Below are 13,318 nucleotides of genomic sequence, written 5' to 3' on the forward strand. Positions count from 1 at the left end.
ATGAAAAACAAAGTTTTACTTTTCCTGAGCTTATTTATTTTTAACTCAGTTTTTTCGCAGCAAATCGTTGGCTCATGGATGGGAGAACTGGAAATTCAGGGCACCAAACTACCATTAATAATAAATGTTAAACATGAAAATAATGTTTACAGTTCAACTTTAGACAGTCCGTTACAGGGTGCTGCAGGAATTCCGATTGATAAAACAACGTTCGTGAATAATGAATTGAGTTTTGAAAATTCAGCAATGAACGCTAAATTTAAAGGAACACTGAAAGATTCTGAAATCATTGGTACCTTCAATCAAAATGGCATGGTTTTACCTTTGACTCTAAAGCCGTTTGACAAATCAAAAAATAAAGACAAAAATCTTGAGATATTGAAACTTTCAAATCTTGCAGAAAGTTTATTAAAGATTGAAGATTTTCTTTCTTACCTAGAAAAAAATAATGCAGAAGCTGGCGAAATATCAATATTTAAAGACGGAAAAGAGATTTACAAACGAAACTTCGGTGAAAAAAATCTTCCTGATTTCAAAAGTATCAAGAAGACATTTCAGATCGGGTCTATTACCAAAACGATGACGGCAATTATGATTTTTAATCTGATTGAGAATAAACAACTGAATATCGACGATAAACTTTCAAAATTCTTCCCGCAAATTCCTAATTCAGATCAAATTACAATTTCACAGATGCTCAACCACAGCTCGGGACTTAGCGACTATGTTCAGGGGAAAAACGAAGTGAGATGGCTCGAAAAAAAGACAACCGATCAACAGATTATCAAGAGAATTATTGAACAAGGTTCTCAATTTACGCCGGATACCAATCAGCAATATTCAAATTCCGGATATTATTTGTTAGCAAAAATTTTAGAAAAGATTACCAATAAATCGTACGAAGAAAATTTAGATCAATCCATCATAAAACCATTACAATTAAAGCAATTTTACACTGCATCTAAAAAACCCAGCAATGTTTATCAATCATTTTCTTATGACAAAAATTGGATCCCCATTACAGATTTTGAATTCAGCAATATTGTGGGTGTTGGTGATATCGCTACGACACCGTATAATTTAAATCTTATCATCAATGCTATTTTTAACCGTAAACTAGTTTCAGAAACATCATTACAATCCATGATGCCCGATGGTAAAAGATTTGGAAAAGGACTTGCAGTGGTTCCTTTTCACAGTAAAATTTTTGTAGGTCACAGCGGCGGAACTTACGGAACAAATTCTCTTATGATTTATAATGGTGAAGATGGCCTTTCAATATCGTATTCACTGAATGCTGATCGAATCGGTATTGCAGGAAACGAATTTGCGATTGCAATTCTCAGTTTTTTATATGGAGTCGACTATGAATTTGCGAAAATCAAGTAAGCAAAGATTACCGTTACTATCATCAACATTTCACTAAAAAATATGCGGACGTTTCAATGAAACGTCCGCATATTTTTTAATAAATTTTTTATTTTAACACTCTGGAACATTCACGGCAATAGCTAAACCACCTTCAGAAGTTTCCTTAAAACGGTCATTCATCGACAAGGCAGTTTCCCACATTGTCTGAATCACCTGATCGAGGCTCACCTTCGCTTTGGCAGGATCACTTTCCAGTGCAATATTCGCAGCAGTAATCGCTTTCATCGCACCCATTGTATTTCTTTCGATACAAGGAATCTGCACCAGCCCTCTGATCGGATCACAGGTTAAGCCTAAATGATGTTCCATGGCAATTTCTGCTGCCATCAAGACCTGACCTACGCTACCGCCAAGAATTTCTGTTAAGCCTGCTGCAGCCATTGCTGAAGAAACTCCAACCTCTGCCTGACAACCACCCATCGCTGCTGAAATTGTTGCATTTTTCTTAAATAAAGTTCCGATTTCTCCCGCAACCAATAAAAATCTCGTAATATCATCATCACTTGTATAGGGTGTGAAAGCCTGTGCATACATCAGAACCGCAGGAATCACTCCACTTGCGCCGTTGGTGGGCGCAGTAATGATTCGTCCGAAACTGGCATTCTCTTCATTCACAGCGAGTGCAAAACAGGCAATCCATTTGTTGATATTCGTGAAGTTTTCTTCGGCATCAACGACTTGCTGAAACCACTGATCTTTGTTTTTATAAATCTCAGTACCCAGAAGTTTTCTGTTGATTCCGGCAGCTCTTCTTGTCACATTGAGTCCTCCAGGCAATACCCCTTCTTTGTTAACACCTTTGTAGATACATTCTTTGATATTTTCCCATATATTGAGAGCTTCTTTTCTCGTTTCTTCCTTTGTCCTCCAGCTTTCTTCATTGATAAAAACTAAATCTGACATTTTATCAAGACCTAATTTATCGCAATATTTGACGATATCCGAACCGTGATGACAGGGGTACAAAGTACGGACGCAATGTTTCTCGATAGAATTTTTTTCCTGACTTGCGATGAAACCTCCACCTACAGAATAAAAATCCTGCATGAGTTCTGTTCCGTCTTCAAAGACGGCTTTAAAAATCATTCCGTTAGGATGAAAGTCTAAAGATTTGGACATATTGAGCACTAGATGATGCCCGTAAACGAAAGGGATTTGTTTTTCTCCACCTAAATTAAGAATCTGAGTGATCTTAATTTGATCTACTATTTCGTCAATCTTCGAGGTATTGATGGTTTTAAAATCTTCTCCATTTAAACCAAGCATCCCAGCAATGTCAGTACCATGACCAATTCCTGTTTTTGCCAGTGAACCGAAGAATTCCAGGAAAACTTCTTTTACCTCGGCGATTGATCTTTCTCTTTTTATAATTCTGATGAACGCTGATGCGGCATTCCAAGGTCCCATTGTATGCGAACTGGAAGGCCCAATTCCTACTTTAATAATTTCAAAAACCGATATAGATTCCATACGTGATTTTCATTTTCATGAAAAGCAAATATACACGATAAATTCTAAAGAAATGAAATGTTAAAAATGGTTTACAACTAAATCTAACACAAACAATTTTCAGTTTTCGTAAACCTCTCCTGAACTCTGGACAAATTTCGCAGCCCGACTTGAACGGAGCTCTTTTTGCTGCAGCGAAGCGGAAGCAAAAAAGCGGGAGTGGAAGGCGGTTAAAAGCTGCCCGAATGAAAATAAGTAAAACCCAATTACCATTTCAGGCTTTCCTCATGCTGAGACATATCCAATCCTATATTTTCAGATTCCTCAGAAACCCTCAGTGTGATGATTCTATTAGTGATTTTATATAATAAAAGCGAACCAAAAAAAGTAAAAACCGAAACCAGCAGCAGCGCAGTCATGTGATGGGCAAAAACACCAATTCCACCATGAAGAAGACTTGCATTCTCACCGTGCGCAAAAATCGCCGTAAGAATCATTCCCATAATCCCTCCTACTCCATGACAGGCAAAAACATCCAAAGTATCATCAATTTTCTTCAAAGCTTTCCAGTTCAGCATCAAATTAGATACAATTGCTGAAATAAAACCTATAAATAGACTCTCCTGAATCGAAACAAAGCCACAACCGGGAGTAATAGCAACCAGACCGACAACTGCTCCGATACAGGCACCTAGAGCAGACACCTTTCTACCGTTTATTCTGTCAAAAAAAATCCACGTCATCATCGCAGAAGCTGAGGCAATGGTTGTCGTACCGAACGCAATAGCTGCTGTTGCATTAGCACTTAAAGCCGAACCGGCATTAAAGCCAAACCAACCGAACCAAAGCATTCCGGTTCCGAGAATTACATAAGGAATATTAGAAGGTTCGTGATGCGGATTTTTTCTATTTCCCAAAACAATCGCGCCTGCTAACGCTGCAAAACCTGCACTCATGTGAACAACTGTTCCTCCTGCAAAATCTTTGACTCCGAAAAATTTATTTAAAAGACCCTCAGGATGCCAAACCATATGACAAAGAGGTGTATAGATAAAGAGGCTGAAAAGCACCATGAATAACAGGTAAGAAATAAAACGGACTCTTTCCGCAAAAGAACCCGTAATCAAAGCAGGAGTGATCACTGCAAATTTCATCTGAAACAAAGCAAATAAGATGAAAGGAATCGTAGAAGCCATGGTTTTATGAGGATAAACGCTCACGTGGTTGAAAAATGGGTAGGTAAAAGGATTTCCTATAATTCCATAATGCTCGCCGTCAATTTCAAATCCTAAAGAATCTCCAAAAGACAGAGAAAACCCAACTACAATCCACAAAATAGAAATTACTCCTAAAGCAATAAAGCTTTGCAGCATGGTAGAAATCATATTCTTTTTGCCTACCATTCCGCCGTAAAAAAATGAAAGTCCGGGAGTCATTAGGAGAACGAGTCCAGCTGCAGCCAAAATCCATGCTACATCAGAACCTACAATATTTTCCTGACCTAAAAAATCTCCGGTATTTGGAAAATCAACACTAGGCTTCCAAAATAGACCGCCAATGGCTACTAAAGCAATAATGATAAATGAGACTTTCCATTTTAAGCCAACTTTCATATTTTTATATTTAAGATTATAAGAGATATCAAAACTAAAATCAGTTAAATTTACAATAACCCCCACAAAATTAAATATAAATTTTCAAAATACATCAATTAAAATAAAACAACCCCATTAAATTGGTATTCAATTTGAAAAATCAAACGAAAATATCATTCAATAAGTTTGACACCTCTCTGTATTTTGTTGCTGGAAAAAGATGAGTTCCTCCTTTGATTACATAATTGGGTTTTGAGTTTTTTATGGGAAAAACAATATCTCGATCGCCCAAAATCTGAATAACATTAGGGTTTTCTTCAAATTTCCATTCTGAAATTCTTTCGACAGACCATTTTAGATAGTACGGATCACGTACTCTAAAATACTGTGTTATTCGTGGATTTTTAGGATCAAACATTTTTCTTACTACAGAATAGAAAGTTGTAGTGCGGTCACTGAAAAAGCTGACAGGCATTATTTTGGGAAGCCTTGTAATTTCTCCAGCCCGTATCAATCGGGATTTTTCTTTATCAGATTTTATACTTCCCATGATAACTACCTTTTCCGCTGGCTTCAGTTTATTTAATTCCTGTACGATAATTCCACCAAAAGAATAGCCCAACAAATAAAAAGGTTCTGCAGCATCTATTTTCTCAGCCATTCTGCCGACATAATCTGCAAAATTTTCATTCACGCTGGGAATCATCCAGTCAATGAAGACGATTTCATGCTGTTCAGGAAATTTTAATTTTTCTAAAACTTTAAAATCAGCTCCGAGACCACTTACTACATATATTTTCATCTGTACTTTTAAATTTTTTTATTGAAACCAAAATATTTTCTTTTAAGGTGAAATTCGCTAAAAATTTCTCATTCTTAGTCCTTCTAAGTTCGTCCGTGAAATTCGCCACACCTGTACATTAAATAAAAATAATTGGTAAAGGCGATTACGAACAAAGTCTACAAAGTTTTTAGAGCAGTTGTTATTTTTAACATCCTTTTTATTACAAATCGATTAAGTAGTACTAAAATAAAAAAATGCACAGCTTAAGGAAAGCTGTGCATGATGATTTATGAAAATTTTAACCTTATAAAGGTCTTGCATTATCAATTTTCTGAGTAGAAACCTTAAATTGGATATCCATCTCATCTTTGATAAAATAGTCTTTTAGAGAATTTTGATAGAAAATTCTGAAGTCTTTTCTGTTCAATGAGAATACCGAAGACTCAATTTCCACCGTAAACTGCGTAATATGAGCGTTTGCAGGGAACGAAATTGTTTTTCTGATCCCTTTGATTGTAATATCTCCTACAATCGTAGAATTGTACTCGCTGTTAGCCAAAGGAATAATCTTTTTCAAATGGAATTTTGCAGTAGGGAATTTTTTAACTTCAAAGAAATTGGTTCCTTTCAATTCATTGGTCAATTTTACCTGATCTGCACCAGAAAGATCTGCTACCACCAAACTTCTCATGTCGATTACAAATTCACCGTCAACAAGGACAGTTTTATCAAAATTAAATTTCCCACTTTTCAGTTTCAGACTTCCATAATGAGAAGAAGCTTTGGTTTTTACAACCTTGTGTCCCCACCATTTGATCTCAGAGGTGATTACTTTAGAAATTTTATCTCCTTTTTTTTGAGCAAATACAAACGATATGCTCGCACACATCATCACAAACAATAATAATCTTTTCATTCTTTTTTATTTACAATTCAACAAAAATAAAAAAAAGTGTAGAACTTCTACACTTTTAATAATATTTTTTTGATTAAATTATTTTGCGGTCACTTTTACCAGCATATCTATATCATCTTTCACAAAAACATCTTTCATTGAAGATTTGTAAGCAACATCAAATTTTTGTCTGTCGAAAGAGAATTTATTTGACTCTAAACTCACTACTCCATTTGCGACATTTACCTTCGCAGGGAAAGAAACAGCACTTGTTTTTCCTTTTACGGTAAGATTTCCTGTAACAAGTTTATTGTATACTTTATCACTGTTTTTCTTTACTGAAGTAATTTTGAAACTTGCCGTCGGGAATTTTTCAACTTCGAAGAAATCTCCGTTTTTAAGGTGGCCATTCAACTTACCTTGGTATTCTCCTGAAAGATCTGTAGCATTGATAGAATTCATATCTAAAACGAAATCACCACCTACAAGTTCTTTTCCTTTTACGATCATGTTACCAGATTTCACTTTAACCGTTCCATCGTGAGAACTAGATTCAGTTTTAGCAACTTTATACCCCCACCAGTGAACATCAGATGACACTACTTTTTTAGACTGCCCGAAAGCCAAACCACTAGCTAAAACTGCTAATAAAAATATTTTTTTCATGAATAAAAATTGTTTAATAATTTACTGCTGCAAATGTAATTATCTTAATTGGTAGTTTTCATTGATATACATCAATTCCTAAAAATATTTTCATGACTAAAATCATCCATAAAAAAACTCCGAATTTCTTCGGAGCTGTATTTTTAGTCTTTATAATAAGCGGTGTAAAGTGCAGCACCATCAATACTTGTGCTATCTGTATTAATAAGATAAATGGGAATGTTCTTTAACATATCTTCCATCTTATCACTGATTTTAAATTTCTCGTAGAATTTATCTTTATTGATATATTGTTTGATAACGTGCGGAATATCTCCTGTGATCAACAAACCTCCTGTCGCTTTTAACTTTAAGGTAAGATTGTTTGCCTCTCTTGCCAAAAACTCTACGAATGTATCTAAAGCAATTTTGCAGATCATTACATCTTCTTCAACAGCAGCTTTGAAAATCTCTTCAGTAAAGTTTCCGTTGGCATTTGTCAATCTATCTGATAACCATTCCGGTTCCGGATGTCTTTTTACATCTCTTAAGAATCTGTAGATATTAAACAAACCTGTTTTAGATAAAACATTTTCCCAACTTACAATTCCGTAGATATTATTTAAAAACTGATAAAACTCTACTTCCACATTTGTACGAGGAGAAAATTCTGAGTGACCACCTTCCGTTGCGAAAGGTCTCAGGTATTTTCCGTCAAAGAAATATCCTGCTTCACCCAAACCGTTTCCAGGTGCTAAAATAGCAACATTTCCTTTCTCCAAATGACCACTGCTGTAAATTGCATCAAGATCACTATCCTCAAGCAACGCAATACCATAGGCAGATGCTTCCTGATCGTTAAGCATCGTTACATCTTCAAATCCAAATGAATTTTTATATTCTTCAATATCTAAGCTCCATCCCAGTCTTGCAGGAGCACTTTTACCGTTCAAAACCGGTCCCGGTACAGATATACCTAAACGTTTTACATTTTCTAGCTGCTCTTCCTGAATAAACTGGGTAAGAATTTCAGAAAATGCAGAATATTCTTTAGTAGGATAATTTTTTTGAATTTTAGTTTCAATTCCACCATCACCCGAAATATAATAAGCGATCGTAGTAACATCTTCGCGTAGGTTGGCACCAATGATCGAAATATTATCGTTACTGCTGTTTTTTACTCCTGGCAAAAAAAGTGGAAATTTTGGATTTAAGTTCATAATCGCTAATTTTATCAAATATAATAATTGTTTTGGTAATTCTCGCTAGGTAAAAGAAAACCTTTTCAAAAACTCGAAAAGGTTTGGTTTACAATCAATTAAAATCCCTTTAATTATTTCCCTAAAGGAATGTTGTAAGAAAATCCGGCTCCGATGCTTCCCACATTATAGTCTTGATCGACTACATCTCCCGTACTTCCAGAGAATACCTTCTGATATTGCAGGAAAAAATTCCAATTTCTATTGTGGTATCCAATCTCAGGTTTTAGGTAGAAACCTCCGTCTGGTCGGTCTGCTGTAGAGTTTGAAGCAACTTTATCGTCACCCACTAAAAACCCATAACCAAGGTCAGCTCCGAAATAGAAACCAGTCTGTTTAGGATAAATTCTGAATAGCGCCGCTACAGGAACTACCCCAACATCATTATTATCATACCCGTTGTTGTCTTTTCCAAAATAGTGAGTATACCCAGTGGCGATACCTAAACCGAATCCTGGAGTAATTAAATTCTGATATGCTACATCTACACCTGCTGCTGCAGAAACGTTATCTGAAGGAACCGCAATACCTCCAGTTACTCCCACTTTAATCATATTGTTCATCTGAGCACTTTGTGCACTTACTAAACCTGCTGTCAATATTCCAGCACCTAATATGGCTTGTTTAAACATTTTCATAACTCTGATTTTTATAATTTTACTGAGGTGTGAGATGTAAAAATCATGCCAAGTAATTCATTTATATAAATATCAAGCCTTATGAATACTACAAAATCATGCAAATCAATCACTTAAATTCACTAAAAATTAAATTGATGTTTAACTTTACATAACGAGGGACAATAAATAATCGTTACAAATTGTTTATATGTTTTAACCTCTTCTGTCTTTACTCATCAAAAAAATAAAATCACGACTATGGCTGCTTCTTTCATCAATAACAAACATCTTTTATGGCGTGCCGGTTTTGGACCGAGAATCGATCAGGTAGATAGCCTTAAAGATGACAACGTTAAGACCATTTTGAAAGAAGTTTTCAGCGAAGAAAGCTTCTCACCTATTGCCTACGAAACCTCTGATATAGAACCTTTAGAATATACTGATCCAACAGCGACGGCCAAGCAAAAAAGGGAAATCCAAAAAGTGAATCAAAGGCAGAATAATGAGCTTAATTTGAATTTTCTGAAAAAAATGACCACCAGCAAAGAGCAGCTTAGAGAGAAAATGGCGTTTTTCTGGCACGGACATTTCGCAACGAGAATCAATAATCCCAAATTCAATCAGCAGCTTCTTAATGTTATTCGTGAAAAATCTTTAGGCAATTTCAAAGAGCTGCTTTTCGAAGTGAGCCGCTCTCCTGCAATGCTAAATTTCCTTAATAATCAACAGAATAAAAAAGATCATCCCAACGAAAATTTTGCCCGAGAAGTCATGGAGCTTTTCACAATGGGAAGAGGAAATTACACAGAATCTGATATTCGTGAAGCCGCAAGAGCATTTACAGGTTGGGGTTATGATAAAGAAGGAAATTTTAACGAAAGAAAGAAACTTCACGACACCGGCTCAAAAACTTTTCTCGGGAAAACCGGAAATTTCACCGGAGACGATATTTTGAATATCATTTTGGAGCAGAAAGCTACAGCAGAATTTATTACGACCAAGATTTATACTTTCTTCGTTAATGAAAAGCCTGATTTAAAAATCATCAAAAACCTTAGTGAAAACTTTTATGAAGCAGGATATGATATCAAAAAACTAATGACCGAGATCTTTTCAAGTTCATGGTTCTACGATAAAAAAAATATCGGAAACAGAATAAAATCACCTACCGAGCTTTTTGCAGGAATGATGAGAATGCTGCCGATGGACATTCAAAATCCCGAAAACATTATTGTTTATCAAAAGCTTTTGGGGCAAATGCTGCTTTATCCACCCAACGTATCAGGCTGGCCCAACGGAAAATCCTGGATTGACAGTTCGACCTTGATGCTGCGACTGCAGATTCCGCAAATTTGGTCGGGATTGAGACCGATGGAATATTCTGCAAAGGAAGACGATGATATGGATATGGGAATGAAATCCCGGGAAGCTTTAAATAAAAGTTTTAAAAATCCGAATACAACAATCGATTGGAGCAAAGTTGACAAAGCTCTATCTCAGAAAAAAGCGGAAGATTATCTGATCGTCAATTCAGAATCTTTAGATATGAATACCGTGAAACAATTTTCAGATCAGAGTATCAAAATGAATGTGATCAACCTGATGTCGACACCAGAGTATCAGTTGATGTGAGAATTTAGTTTTATTAAATCCAAGCAAAGAAATTATGATCATCAAAAGAAGAGACTTTTTAAAGATAAGTTCGTTGGCAACAGCTTCATTGTTTGTTCCCAATTTTCTGAAGTCAATGACTTTAGATAATGCATTAAATCCAAATCAGAGAATACTGATCGTCCTTCAGTTCACAGGTGGAAATGACGGTTTAAACACGATCATCCCAACAAAAAATGATATTTATTTTAAAGAAAGAAACAATATTGCGATCAATGATTCTTTAGCTTTAAATGACGAAACCGGCATCAATCCTGCGCTATCTTATTTTAAAGAATTATTTGACAGTGGTGAGCTTTCCGTGATGAATAATGTAGGCTATCCCAATCCAGACAAATCCCATTTCAGAAGCATGGACATCTGGCATTCGGCAAGCAAAAGTGACGAGTTTCTCGAAACAGGATGGCTCGGAAGATTTTTGGATGAAGAATGTTATCAATGTGAGCATCCGACTCAGGCTTTGGAAGTTGATGACATGTTGAGTTTGGCATTAAAAGGCGAAAACAATAAAGCTTTTGCCTTTAAAGATCCAAAAAAACTCTACCAGACAAGCCAGGAAAAATATTTCAAATCACTGTATGAAAGTGACCACCACCATGATGACGAAACGGTTTCTTACTTATACAAAACTTTAGGATCAACGATCAACAACGCCGATTACATTTTCGAAAAAAGTAAAGCAAAAAAATCAACTCAAGAATACCCCAATTCAAAACTTGGAAAAGATTTCAAAACCGTTGCCTCACTGATTAAGTCTGACATCAATACGCAGGTTTACTATCTTTCAATAGGAAGTTTTGACACGCACGTCAATCAAAATGAAAGGCAGCAAAAACTGTTCGGAGAAATCAACGAGGCAGTAAAATCTTTTGTGGCAGATATGAAAGCCAATGGACTGTTTAATGATATTTTATTAATGACATTCTCTGAATTCGGTCGTCGTGTGGCTCAAAATGCCAGCAAAGGAACCGATCACGGAACTGCCAATCAGATGTTTTTCATCAGCGGTGGTTTAAAAAAGAAAGGAATTCTTAATGCTCTACCTGACCTGCAAAATCTGAATGAAGGAGATTTAATTTACACCGAAGATTTCAGAAAAGTCTACGCAACTATTCTCAAAAACTGGCTCAATGCAGACTCATCAAAAGTTCTTAGCTGGAAAAATGGTGTGTATGATTTTGTATAAAAAAAGCCTTACAATTCGTCTGTAAGGCTCAAGGTTTAATCGGTTAATTATTAGTGTGGCGAAGGAATCTGTCTATTAGGATCCTTCACTTCTTCTTTCTTTTCTGTAAATTTCTTAATAACATATTCAATGACAATGGGAACAACCATTGCTAGTACTGCTTTTAATATTCTTGATTTCATAAAATTTTTATTTCAAAAACAATTACAAGTTTCAAGCCAATTTTCTAATGACCTCCAATTACGATCCTTCAGTCATTGAATTTTGATCCTGATAATTGGAGTAAGCAATTCTGATGCTTCTCGCAATTCTCTTTTTCAGTTTTCGTGGCGCAAGCACAGTCAGAAACTCCCCCATTCCCAGAATCGTTCTTTCCAGTTCAAAATTCAGCTGCACACAGATTTTAAAAGTCGTTCCATTTTGGTCTTCGCTTATAATCTCCTGAGAATGATGAAAAGGTTTGGTCTTTACATAAGGCGCATGCTCGGTAGTCACGATAAAAATCACATTCTGCGGTCGCTGAGTTTCAGAAACGGTCGCTCCGATCACTTCAGCAAAATAACGGTCCGCGTCAAAATCCTTGTCAATGTATTCTGTTTGGTCATCAATTTCTATTTCTTCCATTCGGTCTAAAGCCAAATTGTAAATCGCTTTTTTGTGCCAGCAGATCAAAAACCAGCGGTTATTATATTCCTTAAGCAATTGCGGATGAACGGTAATAATATTCGATTCCCTTGCCTTAAAACTTTTATAGCAAATCTTTAAAACCTTTTTATTTAAAATACTTTCATACAAAATATCAATATGCACCAGACCTTTCAGTTGCTCGTTTTTATCGAGATGAATAATCGATTTCTGACTGGTTGAATGAATAGAATCTTCCAGTTTCTGAATCACCCCATTCATCTCCTTAAACATCGAAAAATCTTTAAACTGCTTTAAAATCTGCACCGCATTATTCATCGCTTTGAGGTCATTTTCATTCACAGAAATTTGATGAATACTGTAATCAGGATCACTGTAGCGGTAATATTTTCTGTCATAAACTTCAATCGGCGCTTCATACCCAAACTTTTCACTCCGCATATTCTGCAGATCGAGTTGCACCGTCCTCTTGCTCACAAAAGCTTCTTTCCCTTCAAACTCAAACAAAGCTTCAGAACATTCGTCCATCAGATCTTCCAGCGTATATTTTTTATACTTATTCTTCAAACATTTATCTAAAGTTTTGTAACGGATCAAAGCGTTTTTATTCGATGACATACAGTAAAGTTTTCATTAAGGTAAAGGTTGAAGCTGAGATTAATGTTAAAATAATATCGCGTGAAAATTCCCCTCCTCTGGAGGGGTTGCAAAAAATCTGATATTTTTTTTAACGGGGTCGTTACACGAATCATTCAAGAAAATTGTACTGCTACAATCTCCTATCATCACTATTTCCACTCTTCCCCCGTAATCGTTTTGAAAAAAACATCCGTAGAGTACGTTTCATTTTCATACACAAAGCTTTTTAAAAATGGATGTATTTCAACTGCATAATATTTCGAGCCATCCGGATAAATTCTGAACTTTATCTTCAAAACTTCTCCGTCAACCTCTTCAATATCATCGAGATTAAAAGTCGTAATCACAGGAATAATTTCCTCACCTGTCAATGCGTTTTCCAGTCCGAAACCGTTAATCCATAATGACATTCTGAATTCATTTAAATCTGTAATAAGTTTAAAGTTCCTATTACAGAACAATTTTTCTTTTCTGTACTGCATGATTACTGTTTAGTTTT

At 35.7% G+C, this 13,318-nt stretch carries 13 protein-coding genes; 3 read left to right on the plus strand and 10 right to left on the minus strand.

Annotated features, from left to right (window positions below):
* A complete protein-coding gene (locus tag AR685_RS05630) occupies positions 1–1,389 on the plus strand; it encodes a serine hydrolase domain-containing protein (protein ID WP_059123974.1) in 1,389 nt (462 codons plus the stop codon).
* A 93-nt stretch (positions 1,390–1,482) separates the two neighbouring features.
* On the opposite strand, the gene AR685_RS05635 is transcribed toward AR685_RS05630, so the two are convergent.
* The 7 genes from AR685_RS05635 to AR685_RS05665 form a co-directional block, all read right to left on the minus strand.
* Positions 1,483–2,901: an L-serine ammonia-lyase gene (locus tag AR685_RS05635; protein WP_059123975.1), complete on the minus strand. Its 1,419-nt coding sequence runs from the start codon at positions 2,899–2,901 to the stop codon at positions 1,483–1,485.
* A 245-nt stretch (positions 2,902–3,146) separates the two neighbouring features.
* Entirely contained in the window at positions 3,147–4,493 is a 1,347-nt protein-coding gene (locus tag AR685_RS05640) for an ammonium transporter (protein WP_047443048.1), read from the minus strand.
* A 142-nt stretch (positions 4,494–4,635) separates the two neighbouring features.
* Positions 4,636–5,277: an alpha/beta hydrolase gene (locus AR685_RS05645; protein WP_059123976.1), complete on the minus strand. Its 642-nt coding sequence runs from the start codon at positions 5,275–5,277 to the stop codon at positions 4,636–4,638.
* 286 nt (positions 5,278–5,563) lie between these two features.
* Positions 5,564–6,175, minus strand: coding sequence for a YceI family protein (locus AR685_RS05650; protein ID WP_047442681.1), 612 nt, complete (start codon positions 6,173–6,175; stop codon positions 5,564–5,566).
* Positions 6,176–6,253: 78 nt separating this feature from the next.
* Positions 6,254–6,820, minus strand: a complete 567-nt coding sequence (locus AR685_RS05655; protein ID WP_047442680.1) for a YceI family protein — start codon at positions 6,818–6,820, stop codon at positions 6,254–6,256.
* A gap of 143 nt (positions 6,821–6,963) precedes the next feature.
* Entirely contained in the window at positions 6,964–8,019 is a 1,056-nt protein-coding gene (locus AR685_RS05660) for a glucokinase (RefSeq protein ID WP_047442679.1), read from the minus strand.
* Positions 8,020–8,132: 113 nt separating this feature from the next.
* A complete protein-coding gene (locus AR685_RS05665) occupies positions 8,133–8,696 on the minus strand; it encodes a membrane protein (RefSeq protein WP_047442678.1) in 564 nt (187 codons plus the stop codon).
* Between the two features lie 240 nt (positions 8,697–8,936).
* Here AR685_RS05665 and AR685_RS05670 point away from each other — a divergent pair, with 240 nt between their 5' ends.
* Both AR685_RS05670 and AR685_RS05675 read left to right on the plus strand, forming a co-directional pair.
* Entirely contained in the window at positions 8,937–10,310 is a 1,374-nt protein-coding gene (locus AR685_RS05670; RefSeq protein WP_059123977.1) for a DUF1800 family protein, read from the plus strand.
* A gap of 34 nt (positions 10,311–10,344) precedes the next feature.
* Positions 10,345–11,535: a DUF1501 domain-containing protein gene (locus AR685_RS05675; protein WP_059123978.1), complete on the plus strand. Its 1,191-nt coding sequence runs from the start codon at positions 10,345–10,347 to the stop codon at positions 11,533–11,535.
* A gap of 50 nt (positions 11,536–11,585) precedes the next feature.
* Here AR685_RS05675 and AR685_RS18325 read toward each other — a convergent pair whose 3' ends face one another.
* From AR685_RS18325 to AR685_RS05685, 3 genes are all read right to left on the minus strand, one after another.
* Complete coding sequence (locus AR685_RS18325; protein ID WP_262483873.1) at positions 11,586–11,717, minus strand: hypothetical protein; 132 nt, start codon at positions 11,715–11,717, stop codon at positions 11,586–11,588.
* Between the two features lie 58 nt (positions 11,718–11,775).
* Positions 11,776–12,798, minus strand: coding sequence for a helix-turn-helix transcriptional regulator (locus tag AR685_RS05680; protein ID WP_059123979.1), 1,023 nt, complete (start codon positions 12,796–12,798; stop codon positions 11,776–11,778).
* A gap of 170 nt (positions 12,799–12,968) precedes the next feature.
* Positions 12,969–13,229: a hypothetical protein gene (locus AR685_RS05685; protein WP_228376393.1), complete on the minus strand. Its 261-nt coding sequence runs from the start codon at positions 13,227–13,229 to the stop codon at positions 12,969–12,971.
* Between the last annotated feature and the right edge of the window lie 89 nt (positions 13,230–13,318).

The organism is Chryseobacterium sp. JAH (genome assembly GCF_001507335.1).
Lineage (GTDB): Bacteria > Bacteroidota > Bacteroidia > Flavobacteriales > Weeksellaceae > Chryseobacterium.